The organism is Donghicola tyrosinivorans (assembly GCF_003003355.1).
Lineage (GTDB): Bacteria > Pseudomonadota > Alphaproteobacteria > Rhodobacterales > Rhodobacteraceae > Donghicola > Donghicola tyrosinivorans.
The window spans coordinates 13,128-34,173 of the sequence record NZ_PVTQ01000014.1 but is presented as its reverse complement, the minus strand read 5'-3'; the positions used below and the strand labels follow the sequence as shown (position 1 = coordinate 34,173).

Sequence of the window (21,046 nt, the reverse complement as noted above, 5' to 3'; positions counted from 1 at the left end):
AAGGATCGGAATTCATGGATCAATTTACCCTTAACCTGATCGTGGTGGGCGCGACGTTCGCTCTCTACATCGGTATTGCTATCTGGGCCCGCGCTGGCTCGACCTCGGAATTCTACGCAGCTGGCCGTGGCGTTCACCCCGTTGTAAACGGCATGGCAACCGGCGCTGACTGGATGTCGGCAGCATCGTTCATCTCGATGGCTGGTATCATCGCGTTCGGTGGCTACGACACCTCGGCCTACCTGATGGGCTGGACCGGAGGCTATGTTCTGCTGGCAATGCTGCTTGCGCCCTACCTGCGCAAGTTCGGCAAGTTCACCGTGCCTGAGTTCATCGGCGACCGTTTCTACAGCCAGACCGCACGTACCGTTGCGGTTGCCTGCTTGATCATCGCATCGATCACCTATGTGATCGGCCAGATGACCGGTGTGGGCGTTGCGTTCTCGCGCTTCCTGGAAGTTGACAACGCAACCGGTCTGTACATCGGCGCAGCCATCGTTTTCTGCTACGCTGTTCTTGGCGGCATGAAAGGCATCACCTACACGCAGGTTGCCCAGTATGTCGTTCTGATCATCGCATACACCATCCCCGCGATCTTCATCTCGCTGCAGCTGACCGGCAACCCGATCCCTGCTCTGGGCCTGTTCGCGGACGCAACCTCGTCGGGCGAGCCTCTGCTGACCACCCTGAACGGCCTGCTGGCTGATCTGGGCTTCAGCAGCTACACCCAGCAGAACGACACCACGCTGAACCTGTTCCTGTTCACCGTATCGCTGATGATCGGTACCGCAGGTCTGCCCCACGTGATCGTTCGCTTCTTCACCGTTCCCACCGTTCGCGACGCACGTTCGTCGGCTGGTTGGGCACTGGTGTTCATCGCGCTGCTGTACCTGACCGCTCCTGCGGTTGGCGCAATGGCCCGTCTGAACCTGATCAACACCGTGTACCCCAATGGCACCACCGAAGCGCCCCTGGCCTATGACCAGCGCCCCGAGTGGGTCCAGAAGTGGGAACAGACCGGTCTGCTGACCTTCACCGACAAAGACGGCGACGGCCTGATCGACTACACCTCCAGCAAAGACACCAACGAGTTCGACGTAAACCGTGACATCATCACGCTGGCGAACCCCGAAATTGCACAGCTTCCCGGCTGGGTGATCGCGCTGGTTGCTGCCGGTGGTCTGGCGGCTGCTCTGTCGACCGCTGCGGGTCTTCTGATGGCAATCTCGTCGGCGGTATCGCACGACCTGATCAAGTCGCAGATCAACCCCGAGATCTCGGAAAAAGGCGAACTGCTGTCGGCGCGTGTTGCAATGGCTGTTGCCATCGCAGTTGCCACCTACCTGGGTCTGAACCCTCCGGGCTTCGCAGCACAAACCGTGGCTCTGGCCTTCGGTCTGGCCGCAGCATCGATCTTCCCCGCACTGATGATGGGCATCTTCTCGAAGCGCATCAACGACAAGGGCGCGGTTGCTGGTATGCTGTCAGGTCTGGTCGTGACCATCGTCTACATCTTCCTGCACAAGGGCTGGTTCTTCATCGCTGATACCGCAAGCTTCAGCGACAGCGATCCCCTGCTGCTGTCGATCAAATCGACCTCGTTCGGTTCGATCGGTGCTCTGGTGAACTTCATCGTGGCCTACTTCGTATCGAACGCCACCGAAGACACTCCGCAGGAGATCAAGGATCTGGTCGAAAGCGTCCGCATCCCCCGCGGTTCGAACGCAGCAATCGATCACTAAGGGACCCGTGCGGGGCGCATTGTCGCCCCTCACAAACCCGGCTTGAACATTGGTCCCGTCCGGTTTCATCTGGGCGGGACATTTTACTTAAAGGGTTTGACCCATGACACTTTCGCTGACCGACATTTCCGGCTTTCTGACAGGGCTGCATCCCTATGACGGGATCCCTACCCCCGAGCGGACCGCCATCGCCGAGGCCATTCAGGTCCGCGAGGTTCCGGCAGGTCAGACCGTCTACGCCCACGGCGCACCGCTTGAGGGCATCTACATCGTTTATTCCGGCGCGGTCGAAGTGCTTGATGCAAACGGCATCCCTGTTTCGATCCTTGGCCCCCGCAACTCTTTCGCCGAGCGCGGTCTTCTGCGTGACGGTCTGGCGGTCACGACTGCCACAGCCTCTGAAGACACCATCCTGCTGATGGTCCCCAAAGAGCAGTTCGCCGAGATGGTCCACGACCACAAAGTCGCGCGACGCTTTTTCGACCGGTCACGTGCGCCCTCGGCCCGTGGCAGCGATCTGGCCACCAGCCGGGTCGAGACCTTTATGGCCCGGGATCCGAAATTCTGCGCCCCCGGCACCACGATCCAGAACGCTGCGCGTGAAATGCGTGACCACCACATCTCTTGCCTCTGCGTGCTGGAAAATGACGCACTGGTCGGCCTGATCACCCAGCGCGACTTGACCGAAAAGGCTTTGGCCGAAGGGCTGCCAGTTTCGACCTCTGTGTCGGCGATCATGACCAGGAACCCGATCACCCTAGAGCCCACCGCCATCGGCTCGGACGTGCTGCACGCCATGATGGAGCGGCGCATCGGTCATATCCCGATTGCTGTCGGCCAGACCTTGGTGGGCGTGGTCACCCAAACCGATCTGACCCGTTTTCAGGCCGTCAGCTCGGCTGAACTGGTGGCCGAGGTTGCTGCCTCGAAAACCGCCGAGGAAATGGCAACGGTTACCGCCCGCATTCCCAAGCTGCTGGTGCAACTGGTCGGCGCTGGCAACCGGCATGAAGTGGTGACCCGCCTGATCACCGACGTGGCCGATACTGTCACCCGCCGCCTGCTGGCCTTGGCCGAGGAAACCTTTGGCCCCGCGCCAGTGCCCTACCTTTGGGCCGCGTGTGGTAGCCAAGGACGGCAAGAACAGACCGGCGTTTCGGATCAAGACAACTGCTTGATCATCGACGACGCGGTCACGCCCGAACAGATGCCCTATTTCCAGCAACTGGCGCAGTTCGTCAGCGATGGCCTGAACACCTGCGGCTACGTCTACTGCCCCGGTGACATGATGGCGACCGCCGACCGTTGGTGCCAGCCGATGCATGTCTGGCGCAGCTACTTCCGCAACTGGATCGAGAAACCCAGTACCGAGGCGCAGATGCTGGCCAGCGTCATGTTCGATCTGCGGCCCATCGGCGGCACCACGGCGCTGTTTGACCAGTTGCAGCAGGATACGCTGAAGGCTGCGGCCGGAAACTCGATCTTCGTGGCGCATATGATCAGCAATGCGCTGAAGCATCACCCGCCACTGGGTCTGATCCGCGGCTTTGCCACCATCCGCTCGGGCGAGCATAAGAACCGGCTGGATCTGAAGCACAACGGTGTGGTTCCAATCGTCGATCTGGGACGCATCTATGCCCTGCAAGGGCAGCTGACCCAAGTAAACACCCGCGCACGGATCGAAGCTGCAGCGGGACAAGGGCTGATCTCGCCTTCGGGGGCACGGGAACTGCTGGACGCCTATGATCTGATCGCCGAAACGCGCCTGCAACATCAGGCCGCGCTGGTGAAGATCGGAGAGGCTCCGGATAACTTCATGGCACCATCTGCTCTGTCGGACCTAGAGCGTAGCCACCTGCGGGACGCCTTTGTGGTCGTCAAGGGGATGCAGGCGGCCGTCGGACATGGCAAAGGTGCATTAGGCTAACAAAGCTTTTGGGGGAGGAAAGCGATGTTGATGCAATTTATCGCCGCAATTACGGCGGGTGTCGCGGGCGGGCTTCTGGCCTTTGCCCTGCGCCACATGAGCAAGGGCCGCGCGCCCAAATGGTTGATCCCGGCGTTTGCCGGGGGAGCCATGCTGGCTGCGACCATATCCATGGAATACGGCTGGTATGACCGCACCCGCGCCAATCTGGCCGATGATGTAATCGTGGCCAGCACGGTGCAAGGCACGTCATTCTATCGACCGTGGACCTACCTGTTCCCGATGACCGAGCGGTTCATCGCCGTGGATATGCAGACCGTCCGCACCAACAACGCCATCCAAGAACAGATCCGCGCCAACGTCTGGTTGTTCGACCGCACCCGCGGCACCAGCCGTCTTGAGGTGCTGTTCGACTGCGCGGGCAAGCAAAGCATGGCCGTCCTGCCCGACACCGAGCGGGACGCGAACGGCAATGTCACCGCGCCGGTCTGGAACACCACCGGCAGCGATGCGGACATCGTAAATACCGCATGCAATGCATGGGGGGTCTCGTGATGTTCAGCCACCTTGGTTTAAGATTGCGCATGTTCCTGATTTTCGCCGGGTTTGCAGCGGCAACCATCGGGATCGTCTGCGGTGCGTTGTTCTACAGCTATTCGCGGGCGCTAGACAGTGGTGACATGACAGGTGGATTTATCACCGCCGCCCTTTTTGCCGCCTTCGGCATTCTTGGGATCAGCGCCGGCCTGTGGCTGCTGTTCGATGAGAATGTGGCAAAGCCCATCGACTATCTGGCCGCCCATTTGCGCACCCACGCCCACGCAGGCGCGCGGGTTGAACTGGACGCGGATGCCACCAAATATCTTGGCGATCTGGCTCCTGCGGCCCATGCGATCAGCAAAAAGCTGGGGTCCTCGACCATGGACCAAGCCGAGGCCGTGGCGCAGGCCACCGCCCAACTGTCCGCCGAGCGGGACCGTCTGACTGCCCTTCTGACCGAGATTCCGGTGGCGATGATCCTTGTGAACCCCCAGCACCAGATCGTGCTGTATGATGGCCAAGCCGCCGAGGCGCTGGCCTCGGTCGCGCCACCGCGCATGGGAGCTGATGTCTCGGATTACCTCAGTCAGGACAGCCTGAAAGCGGCCTATGACAAGATGATCCGCAGCGGGAAAGAGGTCGCGGTCCAAATCCCCGACGCCCGTGGCCAACAGCAGTTTGACGCCCGCCTGCGCCCCTTGGGCAACGCACCGGGCTATATGATCGTGCTTGAGGATGTTGAGGCCCTGATTGACCCCAGCGCCAGCCGCCCCTTGACTTACGACTTTACGTTGCTTGAGCAGCCCGCCGCAAAGGCCTGTTTCGAAACGACTTTGCGCGATCTGAGCTATGTGGTCTTTGACACCGAAACCACCGGTCTTTTGCCCCACAAAGATAGTGTCGTCCAACTGGGCGCCCTGCGCGTGTTGCGTGGCCGCATGATCCCCCATGAGGCCATCGACACGCTGGTGAACCCCGGTCGCCCGATCCCTGCTGCCTCGACCAAAGTGCACGGGATCAACGACCGGATGGTGCAGAACGCGCCGGACTTTATCTCGGTCGGGAAAAAGTTCCACCAGTTCAGCGCAGGCTCGGTGATCGTGGCGCACAACGCGCCCTTCGACATGGCGTTCTTGCATCGGGACAGCAAGAAAATGGGCGTCACCTTCGATAACCCCATCCTTGATACGGTACTGCTGTCGGCGGTCCTGTTCGGCCCATCGGCCAAACACACGCTAGATGCGATATGCGATCGTCTGGCCATCACCATTCCCGCCGAGCTGCGCCACACCGCTATGGGTGATGCTGTCGCAACGGCAGAGGTGCTATGTGCCATGATCCCCATGTGCGAAGCCAAAGGCATCCGCACCTTCGGCGATTTGGTGGCAGAGACCCGAAAGCACGGCAGACTGTTGCAGGACCTGAATGTTCCCGCTTAACCTGCGATGACAGGGCGAGGGCTCTGAATCAACGGATGAACAGGACGCGCATGCAGGGTTTCAAACGCTACGCCATCTATTACGCCCCCGAGCCCGGCCCTCTGGCCGAGTTCGGCGCCCGTTGGCTGGGTTGGAACCCTGAGGCTGGCAACGACCTGCCCCATCTGCCCTCTGACTTGCCCTTAGACCAGATCACTCGCACGCCGCGTAAATACGGCCTGCACGGAACCATCAAACCTCCATTCCGTCTGGCGCAGGGCATCGATATCGGTGCCCTTCACGCCACCACCCGCGCATTGGTCGCTGGGATCAAACCGATCCGGCTGGACGGACTGCGCCTTGCCCGTATCGGCGGCTTTCTGGCTTTGGTTCCCGACGGGGACGCCAGCGCCCTTAGCGCCATGGCTGGCAATATTGTCAAAGCCTTAGACCCGTTTCGCGCGCCCCTGACCGAGGCCGAGATTGCCAAGCGTCGCCCAGACCGGCTGACCGAAAACCAACGCCAGATGCTGGACCAGTTCGGCTATCCCTACGTGTTGGATGAGTTCCGCTTCCACCTGACCCTCTCGGGCCGGCTGGACCCCGATCTGGCCGCGCAGACCGAAGCGGAACTGGAAAGGCATCTGACCGGAATTCTGCCGCGCCCCTTCGTGATCCGGTCGCTTTGCCTGTTCGGTGAGGCTGACAACGGATGCTTTCACCTGCTGCACCGGTACGACCTGACACCCTAAATTGCAAAAATTTCAGGATGTCATACCAACGATACAAGGGCTGACTAGAACGGGCGTCAAATCAAAGTCGCAGCAGTCCCATGCCCTATCGTCTTCCCCCCTTACGCTTCACAGGCGCCGAAGTCCTTCGTGACGGAGAATTGCAAGACCGCTCGGTCGCCATTGCGAACGGGCTGATCACGCGCGGGCCGCTGGCCGAGATCGATTTTTCCGGCTATTACATCCTACCCGGCATTGTGGATATGCAAAGCCATGCCCTGCAAAACCACCTGACAGCGCAGCCGAAGGGCGCGACAGTCGGACAGGCTTTACGGGCCGCCGAACAAGAGATCGCCGCCACGGGCGCGACGACCGCATGGCTCACCCAGCATTGGTCTTGGGAAGGCGGCGCGCGCAGCCCCGAGTTCGCAGAATCCCTGCTGGCACGCCTAGACCGCATGGACAGTGGCCGCCTCTTGGATTTGCGGATGCAACTGCGGGCCGAGACCCATTTGATTGATGAGGCCCCGCGTCTGATGGCCCTGACCCGCCATCCGAAAGCGAATTATGTGGTCTTCAGCAACCGGATCGAAGACGCGATTGAGCGTCTACGCGCAACTCCGCAACTGCTGAACGCCGAGGCGCGGGCCGTTGGTCGCACACCCGACGAACATCGCGCGGTGATCCGTCAAACCTTTGAACGCGCTCGCGACGTGCCGCGCACCTTGTGCCAACTGGCCGAAGATTTTGACCGGCATGGTGTCCTTTACGGAAGCTATCTGGATGCCAGCGGAGAAGTGCGCGAACACTACGCCATGATCGGTGCGAAGATATGCGAGAGCCCTGCCTCGCGCCGCGCCGCCGGTGCCGCCCGCGCCATGAGCGATCCCGTGGTCGCCAGCGCCAGCGACCTGCTGTTGCGCCCCTCCGATGCGCGCGCCATGTCAACTGCACAACTTCTGTCCCACGACCTGTGCGATGCCCTTGTGTCAGGCGGCTACAGCCACGCCCTGATCCATGCGTTCTGGCATCTGGTCGATTGGTCGGACATGAACTTCGCAAAAGCATGGGCGCTGATCTCGGCCAAACCCGCCGAAATCATGCGTATGCCTGATCGCGGCAACATCGCCCCCGGTCGCCGCGCCGATCTGGTCTTCATCAACAAGGAAAGCCGCCGGATCGAGGCGACAATATCCGACGGCTGTCTTTCCTTTGTCGCGGGCGATGCGGCCTACCGCTTTATCTCGGCCAATTTGACCAATCATAGCGCTGCCATTCCATATGCTGCCCAATAACGGGGCAAGATGCCCATATTTTCCGCAAAAACGCGTCTTTCCAACACCTTGTTACAAAAACTTCACAACAATCCACTCGCCTCTAAGGCGTAAAAGCCGTATCAAAAGCACACGTTCAATCAGTTTTATATGACCAATGTCTTTTACGAAAAGGGTGGCCTCGTGCCACCCTTTTTGCGTTCCAACATCAAGGCCCCATTAAAAAGTTTCATTGGCCCTGAATGCCTCTGGCCAAGCCGAAACCGCGCATTATCTCTCGGACCAACACACGAACCGGCACGACGTTTCTCTTTATCTTCCCGTGGGATGGCCATATCGATAACATCCAGATGGGCCGCCTTTGCGATTTCGGGCCCTTTGATAGCAACCAGCGCCCCGACCACGGGCCAAGACGGCAGGAGATCTTAGACCATGGAACGCATCCAGATGGCCGACGGACTGGACTTTAGTCGCATCGTTTATGGCATGTGGCGTCTGGCCGAAGATCAAGACACCAGTCCCGCCCACATCCAAGCCAAGATTGAAGCGTGCCTTGAACAAGGCATCACGACCATGGATCAGGCGGATATTTACGGTGGCTACACCGCCGAGGCCCTTCTGGGCGCCACACTCGCCGCTGCGCCGCACCTGCGCGACCAGCTGCAAATCGTCACCAAATGCGGGATCATCGCCCCGACCGGCAAATACGCAGATGCCCGCGTCAAACATTACGACACATCCGCCGCCCATATTCACGCCAGCGTCGATGCCTCGCTTAGCAGCCTCAACGTCGAATACATCGACATGCTGCTGATCCACCGCCCTGACCCGATGATGAACCATTTCGAGACCGGCGAGGCACTGGATTCCATCATCGCCAGCGGCAAGGTCCGCGCTGTCGGTGTCTCGAACTTCCGCCCGTGGGATTGGGCGCTGCTGCAATCGGCCATGACCACCCCGCTTGCGACAAACCAGATCGAGCTTAGCCTGCTCCACAACGCGCCCTTCACCAACGGCGATCTGGCGGACTTGCAACAAAAGGGCGCCCCCGCGATGGCATGGTCCCCGCTGGCCGGCGGCGCACTGCTGTCTACCAACAACAAAGCACTCTACGATCTGATGGCCGAACTGGCGGCGGACCACGACGTTACCCCTTCTGCCATCGCCATCGCTTGGCTCTTGGCCCATCCGGCCCAAATCCTGCCGATCATGGGCACCAATTCCATTGACCGTATCCAGACCCTCGGACAGGCCACCTCGGTCGAAATGGACCGGCAAACCTGGTTCGCCCTCTATGAGGCTGCCCGCGGGCAGGAGGTCGCCTGATGCACAAGACCGAGACCTTCGAAGGTTTCACACCGACCACAGACACCTCGCGCGCTTTCCGCAATGTGCTTGGCTGCTTTGGCACAGGCATCACTGTCGTGACTTGCACCGGCCCCCAAGGCCCCCTCGGGATCACCGCCAACAGCTTCTCGGCGGTTTCCCTTGATCCGCCGCTGGTGCTCTGGTGTCCTGCCCACAGTTCATCACGTTTTGAGACCTTCGCTAAAGCCAAGCACTACACCATCCATGTTCTGGCCGAAGACCAATATGACCTCGGCATAGCCTTCGCCAAGAACGGTCAAAGCTTTGCCCATTGCCAGTGGGATAACAATGAATGGGGTGCGCCGGTGATCCATGGCACCTTGGCCCGCTTCGAATGCCGCGCCCATGATCTGCACACCGCTGGCGACCACGCGATCGCCGTAGGCCACGTCCAACGGGCCCACGCCCGCAAAGGCCGCCCGCTGCTCTTTGTCCAAGGCCAATACGGGCATTTCAAACCCACCGCGTAAGGCATAAGCAGCTCCGCTGATTTCATCTTGGTTAAAATACCTTCGCCGAAGGCTGCACGGTCCGCAGGGCCGTGCAAACTGTTACCATACTGGGACCGCAGCCGCGATTTCACCTAAAAGGGTACTGTCATCCTGACAAAAACCTCTCTAAATTGTGAACATGGCTGATTTCACTTAGCGTCACAATTTTAGATTTCCATTTCCGGCCCCGATGACAGGCAGTCACGACCCGCGCCGCGCAGTCATTTTGCTGCATCCCCGCGCGCCGGTCCAGCCACATCAAAGCCACACTGCGTTCAGGTAAACAGCCGACGCGTTCCCCTTGCCCGCAGCGCCGCACAGGCCTGTCCGGCACCGTTTGCTTTTAGGCTTACTGATGACTTTACAAAACCCAATTTCCCTGCAGGCCAAGACCCGACCGATTGCCCTCAAGCCGCACAAACTCGGGCCGACAAGCCTCCGTTTTAACTTGAAAAACCTTCTTCCCCTTGCTGTTCTGGCGGCCGCATTCCCCTGCGCCGCCGAGGCAGGGATGCGCGCATTGCCAGACCCGCTGAAGCCCTCGCAATACCATGCGGCAGATCCCGCGCAGGCCGAACTGGGACAGCTGCTGTTCTACGACAAAATCCTGTCGGGCAACCGCAACATCAGCTGTGGCACCTGCCACCATCACCGATTTGGCAGCGCCGACGGGCTTAGCCTTGGCATTGGCGAAGGCGGCAAAGGCGTTGGCCCGGATCGCACCGCAGGAACAGGCGATGATCGGATTAAACAGCGCGTCCCCCGCAACGCCCCCGGCCTGTGGAATCTGGGCCATAAATCTGTGCGCGTGCTGTTCCACGACGGACGCATCTCTAACAATCCCGTTTACGGAAACGGATACAAATCGCCAGCTAAGAAACACCTCCCCCAAGGCCTGAGCAGCGTTCTTGCCGCGCAGGCCTTGTTCCCGATGACTTCGGACGCGGAAATGGCCGGCACCCCCGATGAGAACGAGGTCGCCGCCGCCGTCCATGACCGCATCGATAAAGGCTGGCCCATCTTGACCGCCCGCGTCGCCCAGAATGAGACCTACGCGCAGATGTTCAGCGCCGCCTTCAGCGATGTGGATGCCCCCGAAGACATCACCATTGTGCATGTTGCCGAGGCCCTTAGCGCCTTTATGAACGCGGAATGGCGCAGCGGAACCAGTGACTTTGACCGCTATCTGGCCGGTGATGCAGCCGCCATGAGCACCGAGGCCCAGAAAGGCATGCAGCTATTTTACGGCAAAGCCCGCTGCAATGACTGCCACACGGGCCAGCTTTTCACCGATGACGAGTTTCACGCGCTGGCCATCCCGCCCATCGGTCCGGGCCGCCCGCTACCCAATGATCGTGTGGCTCGGGACAACGGCCGGATGGAGCAGACCCGCCGGATCGAGGACGCCTACCGCTTTCGCACCCCCCCGTTGCGCAACGTGGCTGTGACCGGGCCCTACGGCCATAACGGTGCCTTCCCGACCCTTGAGGCGATGATCCGCCATCACTGCGATCCGGACAAATCTCTTGCCTCTTGGACCACTGAACAAGCTGGCCTGCCCGAGGTTCCTTGGCTGGCCAAGGCCGACTTTGTCACCTTGCAGGACAAGATCGAAACCGCCCGCCAGCGCCGCCATGTAGACATCCTTGATCGTCCCTTGGAAGACAATGAAATCGAAGCGATTGTGGCCTTTCTGGAAAGCCTGACAGACAGCCGCACCCGCCCCATGGGCGTACCCAAGCGCGTCCCAAGCGGCCTTCCGGTCGATCAATAAAAAGGCAAATACAGCGCAATCCGCCCATAGATTGCGCTGTATTCAAATTTAACAACTGCACTTAAAATAATCACGCAGCAGTTCATCGTGCCTATTTTTTAATCAGTTTTATTTTTGACCATATTATATGCGGTCACAGGTCCACGTGACCCTTTATTATTCATCCTATAAACGCTTTGTGCTCTTCCAAAATCCCTATCCGATCTGGAGGAGCAAAAGATGAATGGAGCCGATACAGCGTGGATCATGACCGCGACCGCGCTTGTGCTGTTTATGTCCCTGCCCGGCCTAGCCATGTTCTATGGTGGTCTGGTCCGCGCCCGCAACGTTCTGTCGGTGTTCATGCACGTGTTCATGATCGCCGCCCTTATGAGCATTCTGTGGCTGGTTGCCGGCTACTCGATCGCGTTCGGTGAGGGCAATTCTTTCTGGGGCGGTTTGGGCAAAGCCTTCCTGAACGGCGTTGACGCTGACAGCCTGTCGGGCACCCTGCCCGAGGTTCTGTTCTTTGCCTTCCAGATGACCTTCGCTGTCATTACCCCCGCGCTGATCGTTGGTGCCTATGTGGAACGCATTGGCTTTGGCTTTGTACTGGCATTCTCGGCTCTGTGGATGCTGCTGGTTTATGCACCTGTGACTCACTGGATCTGGGGCGGCGGCATGATGGCTGACGGCGGTATCTGGGGCGAAGTGGGCACCAAGGACTTTGCCGGCGGCATCGTGGTTCACGAAACCGCAGGTCTGGCCGCACTATTGCTGGCGATCATGCTGGGTCGCCGCAAGGACGCAGGCAAGCCCCCGCACAACCCCGGTATGGTTGCCGCTGGCGCAGGTATGCTGTGGGTCGGTTGGTTCGGCTTTAACGGCGGCTCGCAGCTGGCAGCTGACGGTGGCGCGGCAATGGCGATCACTGTGACCCACATCTCGGCCGCGGCTGCGACCCTGACTTGGGCCCTGTGGGAACGCATCAAGTTCGGTCGCTCGTCGCTGATCGGCGCGGTCACCGGCACCATCGCGGGTCTGGCCTCGATCACCCCCGCATCGGGCTTTATCGGCCCCATTGAAGCCCTGATCATCGGTCTGATCGCAGGTATCCTGTGTCAGGAAGCTGTGAACCTGATCCGCAACAAGCTGAAGATCGACGACACGCTGGACGTCTTCGCTGTCCACGGTGTTGGCGGCATCTTCGGCACCATCATGATCGCCGTCTTCGGTGCAGGCAGCTGGACCGCGCAGCTTGGTGCGCTGGCAGTGGTTGGTGTTTACACGCTGGTCGTAAGCTACATCATCGCGAAAGTGGTCGGCATGTTCCTGCCCCTGCGCGTGGATGCCGAGACCGAGTATGAAGGCCTCGACATCGCAGTGCACGGCGAACGCGCCTATAACCACGACTAAGGCTTATAGAGCACGCCCAAGTCGGCGACATTGGTTCCGGTGGCTTCGGTCACCAGCAAGTCGCCGGCAGCCTTCAAAGCATGATAACTGTCGTTATCTTTCAGCGCCGCAACGGGATCGACCCCTGCGGCGCGCATCTTTTTCAGGGTCTGGCTGTTCACAATCGCGCCGGCCGCATCGGTGGGACCGTCGCGCCCGTCACTGCCCCCTTGCAGATAGGTCCAGCCCGCTGGCCAGCCTTCCCGCTCGGCGATCAATGCCATGCGCAGGGCCAGTTCCTGATTGCGACCGCCCTTGCCTTTGCCCTTGATCTGCACGGTACATTCGCCGCCGATCAACCATAGCCCCGAAGGCAGCGCCGCCAGACGTTCGGACGCGTCTGTCACATCCCCAAGTAGCGGCGGGTTCAGGATTTTACCTTCCTTCGCGGCCTCGGCCATAACTTCAACGGATTTAGAGTTCGAACTGATGATCCGCGTATCGGTCTTCGGAACTGGTCCCAAATCCTGATTTTCGTGTAGCAAGTTGCGTACGTCCTGCCCGACCTTGCCCCAGCAGAAATAGCTGCGCAGCGCCTCGATCGCGTCCTTGGGGGTACCAAGCGGCGGCAGCGTTGGACCCGAGGCCACGGCCCGCAGGTCGTCCCCGATCACGTCGGACAACACCAAAGCCGTCACCTTCGCAGGCGAGGCCAATCGCGCTAGACCACCGCCCTTGATACGGGACAGCTGCTGGCGGACGATATTCATGACCTCAATCGGGGCACCGCTGGCCAGCAGCGCCTCTGTCACGCGGATTTTGTCTTGTAGCGTGATGCCCTTGCGCGGCGCGGGCAGCATGGCCGATGCCCCACCCGAGATCAGGATCAGCAGGTGCTCATCGCGTCCCATCGCCTCGGCCAGATCGCAGATGGCATTTGCCGCCGCTTCGCCTTCGGGATCGGGCACCGGATGACCGGCGCGCATCACATCGGCCTTGATGTCACCCACCTGATTTTCCCGATGGGTCACCACCAGCGCCTTGCGCGGCGTCAGTTGCGCCAGAACCGGCGCGATCATATTGGGCGCGGCTTTGCCAACCGCGACCACAGTCAGTTTTGAAGGATCTCCCAGATCGACCGAGGGCAAGGCCCGTTCTACAGCACCCACAGGATCGGCGGCGGCCACCCCCGCATCCCAGATCGCACGCAACTTCGGTTTCATACACCCTGCCTTCAGAATCTTATCTACGGGACTCATGTTGGGTTAGTCCGGTCCAGTGCGCAACTCTTGACGTTTAGCGCGAACAGACCGTTCCCAATTTGGCGGAAAACTTTTAAGGCCGGATCGGTTATTGGCGCCTACTCGTCCACAGCCCGCTGATGGATGCGCTGATACCAACGCGCCATCTGCATCGCCGCCTCGGACGGGGGTGTCGTACTGCTACGGGACACCAGCAACTGGCCGAACAGGCGGTGTCCATCTTCGGTCAATAACAGGTCCGAGAACCTCTGACGGTGCCATGCCAGCGCGTGTTCATGGGCCACTGGCACACCAGGCACTGCTCGCAATATCGCCAGTTTCTCCGCGGTTCTGGGGGCCATCGTCTGAACCTCTGGCGCGGGAACCTCGTTAAAGTTCCGCTCGACCCAATAGGTCAAATCCAGCGCCTTGTCCGAGCGGTTGGGTAGTCCCCGATCCTGCTTGACCAGAAAGCTTTCAGCCGAGCGCAGGGAATAATGGTTCATCTCAACCAGTTCCCGCGCAGGGGGCATCCCGAACAGCGACAGCCTTTGACCATTGCGCACAAACTCTTCGGGCAGCGCCTGCCCCGAGCCATTGACCCAACTTGGCAGCCCCGCCTTTTCCTCGGCCTTTTGCTTAGGGCGATGGACGCCGAACTGGTTGAAGGGGCCGTCCAGCCGAAACAGGGTTTTGAAGAATGTCGCCGCCGCCGGCCAGATCGCTTGGGGTGGATTGGCATGGTTGAATTGCTGGGTCACGGGCGCATCTTGCAGACGCATAACGCCGTTCGCGCCGAACAGCCGCCATGGTAAGGTGATCGCATCCGTCCCAACGGGCATGGCATCCATCAAAGCCCTCAGACTATGATCGCCCACCTTCACGACGGGAAATTCATCCACATCACAGACCAGTGCCCAATCGGCCCTTTTGCGCAAGGGGTGTTTCCACGCCGCTTTCAGCGCCTGCCACTGAACGCTGTCCCCCGCCACGGCGCTATGGCGCACATGGGTCAGAACACCCGCATCGGCCAAAAGGTCCAGCATGCGGTCGCTGCCGTCTTCGCAATCGTTCGAGTAGATCAGCAGATCATCGACACCTGCCCCAAGCAAATGGGCGATCCATTCCAGCAGGAATGGGCCTTCGTTCTTCTGGGTGCTGACGCAAAGTATCCGCATAAAAAACCTGTGGTTCACCGTAGTTAGAGCCTAACGGCCCCAATCCGGTTACACCAGAGGTCTACGCGCCTTAGTGCAACAGGCGCGGTGCGTTCGCCCAAGCACTGTCGCTTGAGGGGCTGCTGTAGCTATCGTCGTTATCGAAATCGCCAAGAGCCGAAGTGATATCTTTGGCAAGAGCATCGATCCGCTTCAGCACTTGATAAAGGCCGATCATCCCCTCGCATACGATATGCTGTGACGGCGTGCGCCCTGCAAACACCGGATCTTCGGCAGCATGGGCCATCGTCAGCCACTCACTGGCGCCGTTGGCGCAGCCGAACAGATGCTCAAGCCCCACGCGGATCGAGTGGATCAGAACAACGCGGTCCAACTGATCGCGGGTAAAAACCACCTTCTCACCGGCATCCCAACCGGCAAGCTCTTCGGCAGAGATGTCGCCCAGAACACTGCGGCACATGAAATCATCCAGACGCAGCCACGCCGCATCCTGAACAAACACACGATAGGCGGACGGCGAAACTAGGGCGCGACCTTCGGCACTGGAAAAGCAATCTACGTTCAACTTGCGCTCCGGACATATCCGTTGGGAGAGTGGATCATCACCCTAGGATATATACCGAATGGGTATATGCCCAAGGGTTAACCTTGCGGCACCACACCAAAGATACACACATTTCCGCTATCTCGGAAAACGGCCCGCCGCGCTTGCATGGCTAAGGAGAACGCGAAAACCGACCAATCAACAATAGGATGAACACCTATTGCGACCTGCGAAGAATGCAAGTCACCCCATTGCGATTCGCAAAGATCGGAACCGCTGGTAGCCCGCATCAAAGCTGTCTTTCTGGGACAAATCGGGATCCAGCGTCGCCTCAAGCGTGGGGCGCGTGCAGATATCCGCAGGCGCAGCCCCAGTGGCCGCCAAAAGCCCCAGACGCGCCGCGCCGAAGGCTGCACCGTAGTCTCCATCAGCGGCGATTTGCACGGGCACCCCAAGCACCGTGGCGATCAATTGCAGCCAGTACCGCGACCGCGCACCGCCGCCCACGGCCAACAGGGCATCAACATGACCGCCTGCGCTTTCCAGCGCAGCCAGATTGTCGCGCAGAGCATAGGTGACCCCTTCCAACAGGGCGCGGGTCATCTCTGGCGTGCCGGTGCTATGGCTCAGCCCCAAGAAGCTACCGCGCAGATTGGCGTCGTTGTGGGGCGTCCGCTCGCCCGACAGATACGGCAAGAAGGTCACTGCGCCCGCTGGCTTCACTGTGTCCCCAAGCGCTTGTGTCAGCGCCGCAGGGCTTTGACCAGCCACCCCTGCGAACCAAGACAGGGCTGATGCCGCCGACAAGATCACGCCCATCTGGTGCCACGTGTCCGGCAATGCATGACAGAACGCATGAACCGCGCTTTCAGGTTTCGGCAAATAGCTGTCGGTTGCCGCAAAAACCACGCCTGATGTCCCAAGCGAGACAAAGCCGTCCCCCGCAGCCACCGTTCCCAGACCCACGGCCGAGGCCGCATTGTCGCCCGCGCCGCCTGCAACGATCACACCGGACGGCAGGCCCCAGCGGTTGGCCAGTTCGGCGCGCAATGCGCCCGACGGTGCGCTGCCTTCGACAAGATCAGGCATCTGATCCCGCGTCATGCCGCTAGCCTCTAACAACTGATCAGACCAACAACGCCCACCCACATCCAGCCATGAGGTACCCGCCGCGTCCGACATCTCGGACACATGACCGCCCGTCAACCAAAGGCGCAGGTAATCCTTTGGCAGCAACACCTTATGGACCTTTTCAAAAGTATCAGGTTCATTGTTTTTCACCCAAACCAGCTTTGGCGCAGTGAACCCCGGAAAGACGATATTACCCGAAATCTGCCGGAAGGCAGGATCGGCGTCCAAGGTCGCTGCCTCGGCGTGACTGCGGGTATCGTTCCAAAGAATGCAAGGGCGTAGCACCTGATCGGCGGCGTCCAGCAATGTGGCGCCGTGCATCTGACCCGACAGACCAATCCCGCGGATTGCCCCCACGGCCTTTGGGGCATCGGCCTTCAATTGGGTCATCGCCGCATCTGTGGCGGCGATCCAATCCGCAGGGTCTTGCTCGGACCACATGTCATGGGGATTTGAGACCCTCAGCGGCGCCGTTGCGCTGGCCACCACCCGCTGGTCGTCATCCATCAACAGAACCTTGACGCCCGAGGTTCCCAGATCAATCCCCAAATACATATCGCTTAGTCTCCGGAAGTTTGGCGCAATGCGCGTAGGGCATCGCGATGCTCTTGCATGGCAAGAAACACCTTGTAATCAATATCGTAAGCTGCACGGCGGGCAGGATCAGGTTCATAGATCACCGTGTCGCGTTGCATCGCCATCGCGGCCGAGGCCAGATCGACATGCATCCCGCCAACCGTCGCCGCAACAATGGCAGTCCCCAGCAGCACCGCATCGCCATCGGCGGCCACATGGACAGGACAGCCCGTGGCATCCGCGTAAAGCTGCATCAACAGCGTGCTGCGCACATGGCCACCGGTGACGTGCAGCCGCTCGATCGCGGGGCCGTTGGCGCGCATATGTTCCACGATCTGGCGCAGGCCCATGGCCAGCGCGACCGCCGTGCGCCAGTAAATCTTGCACATTCCGTCAAAGGTGGTGTCCAACGTCAGTCCCGAGAACACTCCCCGCGCCGCCGGATCGGCAAGAGGCGAGCGGTTGCCGTTCACGTCGGGCAGAATATTGATCTCGGACGCCAGTTGCGGTCCCTTTTCCGCCAAAAGAACCTTCAGGCGCTTTTCCACCATTGCGTGGTTTTCTGGGCTCTCGCTGCGATTTGGACTGAAGGTGCGCAGGATGAAGTCCAAAAGCGCTCCAGTGGCGGATTGCCCGCCTTCGTTCACCCACATGTCAGGCAGCAGAACGCTGTGGTACGGCCCCCAGACGCCTTTGGCCTTCCACTGGGCCGAGGTCATCGACATCACGCAGGTGGATGTCCCCGCGATCAGCGCCAGATCATGCCCTTCGTCCGCATGAGCATTTGCGCCAATCGCGCCCAGGCAACCGGCGAAGGCATCAATCATTCCGTGAGCCACCACACAGCCCGCAGGCAAACCCAACTCTGCCGCCGCTTGTTCGGTCATAACGCCCGCTGGCGCGGACAGAGGCGTTGCCGCCTCAGGCAAGTTTGCCCGTTCATACAGATCGGAAAGACCGATGGTGGTGTGGAAATCATGGCTCCACCGCGTTTCATGGGCCAAATAGTTCCACTTGGCCGTCAGCGTGCAGATGGAACGCGCGTTCGAACCGGTCGCGCGGTAGGTCAGGTAATCGGACAGATCATAGGCTGCGCCAAGTTGCGCCCACAGATCTGGGCGCTGGCGTTTAAGCCACAATAGCTTGGGCAGCTGCATCTCAGGCGACAGTGTTTCGCCCGCATATTGCAGCAGATCATGACCGGTGGCCGAGATCAGCGTAGCCTCGGCCTTAGCGCGGTGATCAAACCACAGGATCGTGTCGCGCCCGTCCGGACCAAGAGGTAACGGATTGTCCTCACCGTCCCGCAGTACCAGAGAACAGGTGGCATCAAAGCCGATAGCCACGACCTTATCGGGGTCAATGTCGGTCAGGACAGCACGCACAGCGGCACAGACGGACTGCCAGATATTGTCCGAGGTATGTTCGGCCTGCCCCTCATCCATCAGGTAAAGGGCGATAGGCTGAATATGTTTGGCCAGCATCTGTCCAGAGGGCGAGAATATGGCCGCCCTAGCGCTGGTTGTGCCGACATCCACAGCACAGAGAAATCCATCCATTCCGGCCGACAATCCTGTTTAGCAAAGCGTCCGCAATGTTGCGTCCAACTCGCACATATTTGCAACTATTCCATCGGGATTTAGCTCTTTTGCTTGCACCAGCAAGCCCGCAGGCTCTGCGTGGCCTCCGCCAACAAAGGCGATCACCCGCATGCCCGCCGCCTGCGCGGATTTGATCCCGGCGGGGCTATCCTCGACCACGACGCAGTCTTCGGGGGCAACGCCCATCTGCTTGGCCGCATATAAGAACAGGTCCGGCGCGGGTTTGCCGCGCTGGACCATCGTGGCCGAGAAAATATGGGGCCCGAACAAGTCCAATAGCCCCGTCTGCGTCAGCGAAAACGCGATCCTGTCGGGTGCGCTTGAGGAGGCGACACAGACGGGGCACCCCAACCCTTTCACCGCCGCGCCAATCCCGTCGATGGGACGCAATTCCTTACGGAACCGGTCAAAAAGACGGGTGCGCAGCTGATCCAGATGTGCAGCGGTCAGGGCAATCCCGTAGTCCTGCGCCAGCACTTTGGAGATGGTTCCGATCGAGCGCCCCAGCAGGCGCTCGTATCCTTCTTGTTCCGTCAAAGGACAGCCGATCTGGGCCAGAGTCTCTAGCGTGACGGACAAAGAGATCGGCTCACTGTCGACAAGCACGCCGTCGCAGTCAAAGATCACCAGTCCGGGCAGGCCAGAGGCTTGGGTCACAGGGGCTGGCCCTCCACGTAGCGGGTCAGAACAGCTGCTGTGCCATCCTGCCAAAGGGCATTCAGCGCCACCGAGAAAGCGGTCGCGAAATCCTCATTCCCTGCCAGATCGCCGTAGACATTCGACAGTCCATCCAGCCACGCCTGCGGATTGGCCTTTGCCGCCTGAGAGGTCGCGACCAGCATGTCCCAGTTGGGATCGTTGGGCGCAATCTCGGCACCGCTTTCACTGGTGCCATAGCAGTAGCGGCACCACAGGGCGCTTTCCAGAGCCAGACCCCTGATGCTGCCGCCACGGGCAATCGCATCGCGGATCTGCGGCACGATGAACTTGGGCTGGCGGTTCGAGCCATCCAGACACAGACGTCGGATCGTATCGCCGATCTTCGGGTTAGAGAAGCGACGCTCGATCAGCTTGCCGTAGTCGTTCACGTCAGTGTTCGGCACGGGCGGCACACCGGGGATGAACTCTTCCTCGGTCAACTTGGCCAGATAGGCGCGGATCAGCGGATGCTCCATCGCCTCATGGACGAAGTGAATGTCCAACAGACCGCCGGGATAAGCGATAGCAGCGTGACCGCCGTTCAGGATGCGCAGCTTCATCAACTCAAACGGGGCGACGTCGTTGACGAACTCAACCCCTACCTCTTCCAATGCGGGGCGGCCAAGGGGGAAGTTGTCCTCCATCACCCACTGGATGAAGCCTTCGCAGAAGACCGGCCAGCCGTCCTGAATGCCATATTCATCAGCTGCGATCTGACGTTCGCGGTCCGAGGTCGCGGGCGTAATCCGGTCCACCATGCTGTTCGGGAAGGCCACGTTTTCATAGATCCACTGGGCAAACGCGGGGTCCGAAAGTTTGGCGGTGCCGACCACGGCATTGCGGGTGACTTTGCCGTTGTGAGGGATGTTATCACAGCACATGACAGTGAAAGGCGCGGTACCTTCTGCCACACGGCGCTTGAGGCCCGCGACGATCATGCCGAACACGGTCTTGGGTGCGTCGGGGTTTGCGCCATCGTAGGCAATCGCCGGATGGGCCGGATCGAAGGTGTCCGTCGCATCTAGGAAATAGCCGCCCTCGGTAATCGTGGTGGACACGATACGGATCGCAGGATCGGCCAGCTTGTCGATGATCGCCGCCGCATTCGCGGGTTCCACATAATCAACCATCGAGCCGATGATCTGTGCGCCGCTGTGGTCGGCTTCCTGTTCGACCAGAGTGGTCAGCCAGTCTTGAGCCGCAAGCACGTCACGGGCGCGCTTGTCGCCCTCCATGACCCCTGCCCCGACAATCGCCCAATCATGGCCTTTGCCCTGATTGAACAGCTGATGCAGGTAGGTCGCCTGATGGGCGCGGTGGAAATTGCCTACACCGAAATGCAGGATACCGGCGCTCAGATCAGCGCGGGCGTAGGACGGCTTGCCGATGGTCTCGGCCAGTTGGTCCAGAGTGTTCAAAGAGAGGGGTGTCGCCATG

17 protein-coding genes are annotated in these 21,046 nt (G+C 60.2%); 10 read left to right on the top strand and 7 right to left on the bottom strand.

Annotation, left to right across the window (positions count from 1 at the left end; all coding sequences use genetic code 11):
- The first annotated feature begins 14 nt into the window (after positions 1 to 14).
- The 10 genes from CLV74_RS17040 (at position 15) to CLV74_RS16995 (ending at position 12,660) form a co-directional block, all read left to right on the top strand.
- Complete coding sequence (locus tag CLV74_RS17040; protein ID WP_106267164.1) at positions 15 to 1,742, top strand: sodium:solute symporter family protein; 1,728 nt, start codon at positions 15 to 17, stop codon at positions 1,740 to 1,742.
- Between the two features lie 103 nt (positions 1,743 to 1,845).
- On the top strand, positions 1,846 to 3,669 hold the full coding sequence (locus tag CLV74_RS17035; RefSeq protein ID WP_106267162.1) for a DUF294 nucleotidyltransferase-like domain-containing protein: 1,824 nt from the start codon (positions 1,846 to 1,848) through the stop codon (positions 3,667 to 3,669).
- A gap of 24 nt (positions 3,670 to 3,693) precedes the next feature.
- Positions 3,694 to 4,224: a hypothetical protein gene (locus tag CLV74_RS17030; RefSeq protein ID WP_106267160.1), complete on the top strand. Its 531-nt coding sequence runs from the start codon at positions 3,694 to 3,696 to the stop codon at positions 4,222 to 4,224.
- A 29-nt stretch (positions 4,225 to 4,253) separates the two neighbouring features.
- Positions 4,254 to 5,648 carry a 3'-5' exonuclease gene (locus CLV74_RS17025; protein ID WP_342753498.1) on the top strand — a complete coding sequence of 465 codons (1,395 nt, stop codon included), beginning with the start codon at positions 4,254 to 4,256 and terminating at the stop codon, positions 5,646 to 5,648.
- A 50-nt stretch (positions 5,649 to 5,698) separates the two neighbouring features.
- Complete coding sequence (locus CLV74_RS17020) at positions 5,699 to 6,379, top strand: DUF1045 domain-containing protein (RefSeq protein WP_106267158.1); 681 nt, start codon at positions 5,699 to 5,701, stop codon at positions 6,377 to 6,379.
- Positions 6,380 to 6,459: 80 nt separating this feature from the next.
- A complete protein-coding gene (locus CLV74_RS17015) occupies positions 6,460 to 7,653 on the top strand; it encodes an amidohydrolase family protein (RefSeq protein ID WP_106267156.1) in 1,194 nt (397 codons plus the stop codon).
- Between the two features lie 411 nt (positions 7,654 to 8,064).
- The gene (locus CLV74_RS17010) at positions 8,065 to 8,958 is read left to right on the top strand and encodes an aldo/keto reductase (protein WP_106267154.1); all 894 of its coding nucleotides are present in this window, start codon (positions 8,065 to 8,067) and stop codon (positions 8,956 to 8,958) included.
- Positions 8,958 to 9,470 (top strand): flavin reductase family protein, encoded by a 513-nt coding sequence (locus CLV74_RS17005; RefSeq protein WP_106267152.1) that lies wholly within the window; start codon positions 8,958 to 8,960, stop codon positions 9,468 to 9,470. Before CLV74_RS17010 ends, CLV74_RS17005 begins: the two co-directional genes overlap by 1 nt.
- A 532-nt stretch (positions 9,471 to 10,002) precedes the next feature.
- Positions 10,003 to 11,265, top strand: coding sequence for a cytochrome-c peroxidase (locus tag CLV74_RS17000; protein WP_106267299.1), 1,263 nt, complete (start codon positions 10,003 to 10,005; stop codon positions 11,263 to 11,265).
- A gap of 219 nt (positions 11,266 to 11,484) precedes the next feature.
- A complete protein-coding gene (locus tag CLV74_RS16995) occupies positions 11,485 to 12,660 on the top strand; it encodes an ammonium transporter (RefSeq protein ID WP_106267150.1) in 1,176 nt (391 codons plus the stop codon).
- On the opposite strand, the gene CLV74_RS16990 is transcribed toward CLV74_RS16995, so the two are convergent.
- The 7 genes from CLV74_RS16990 to CLV74_RS16960 form a co-directional block, all read right to left on the bottom strand.
- Entirely contained in the window at positions 12,657 to 13,862 is a 1,206-nt protein-coding gene (locus CLV74_RS16990) for a glycerate kinase type-2 family protein (protein ID WP_106267148.1), read from the bottom strand. The genes CLV74_RS16995 and CLV74_RS16990 overlap by 4 nt on opposite strands.
- 137 nt (positions 13,863 to 13,999) lie before the next feature.
- Positions 14,000 to 15,058 carry a glycosyltransferase family 2 protein gene (locus tag CLV74_RS16985; protein WP_106267146.1) on the bottom strand — a complete coding sequence of 353 codons (1,059 nt, stop codon included), beginning with the start codon at positions 15,056 to 15,058 and terminating at the stop codon, positions 14,000 to 14,002.
- Between the two features lie 70 nt (positions 15,059 to 15,128).
- On the bottom strand, positions 15,129 to 15,623 hold the full coding sequence (locus CLV74_RS16980) for an antitoxin Xre/MbcA/ParS toxin-binding domain-containing protein (protein ID WP_106267144.1): 495 nt from the start codon (positions 15,621 to 15,623) through the stop codon (positions 15,129 to 15,131).
- Between the two features lie 222 nt (positions 15,624 to 15,845).
- Positions 15,846 to 17,288: a xylulokinase gene (gene xylB / locus CLV74_RS16975; RefSeq protein ID WP_106267142.1), complete on the bottom strand. Its 1,443-nt coding sequence runs from the start codon at positions 17,286 to 17,288 to the stop codon at positions 15,846 to 15,848.
- Between the two features lie 5 nt (positions 17,289 to 17,293).
- Entirely contained in the window at positions 17,294 to 18,868 is a 1,575-nt protein-coding gene (locus CLV74_RS16970) for an FGGY-family carbohydrate kinase (RefSeq protein WP_106267140.1), read from the bottom strand.
- 18 nt (positions 18,869 to 18,886) lie between these two features.
- Positions 18,887 to 19,567 carry an HAD family hydrolase gene (locus CLV74_RS16965; protein ID WP_245888582.1) on the bottom strand — a complete coding sequence of 227 codons (681 nt, stop codon included), beginning with the start codon at positions 19,565 to 19,567 and terminating at the stop codon, positions 18,887 to 18,889.
- Positions 19,564 to 21,045 (bottom strand): mannitol dehydrogenase family protein, encoded by a 1,482-nt coding sequence (locus tag CLV74_RS16960; RefSeq protein ID WP_106267138.1) that lies wholly within the window; start codon positions 21,043 to 21,045, stop codon positions 19,564 to 19,566. The genes CLV74_RS16965 and CLV74_RS16960 overlap by 4 nt, the downstream gene beginning before the upstream one ends.
- Position 21,046: the final 1 nt, after the last annotated feature.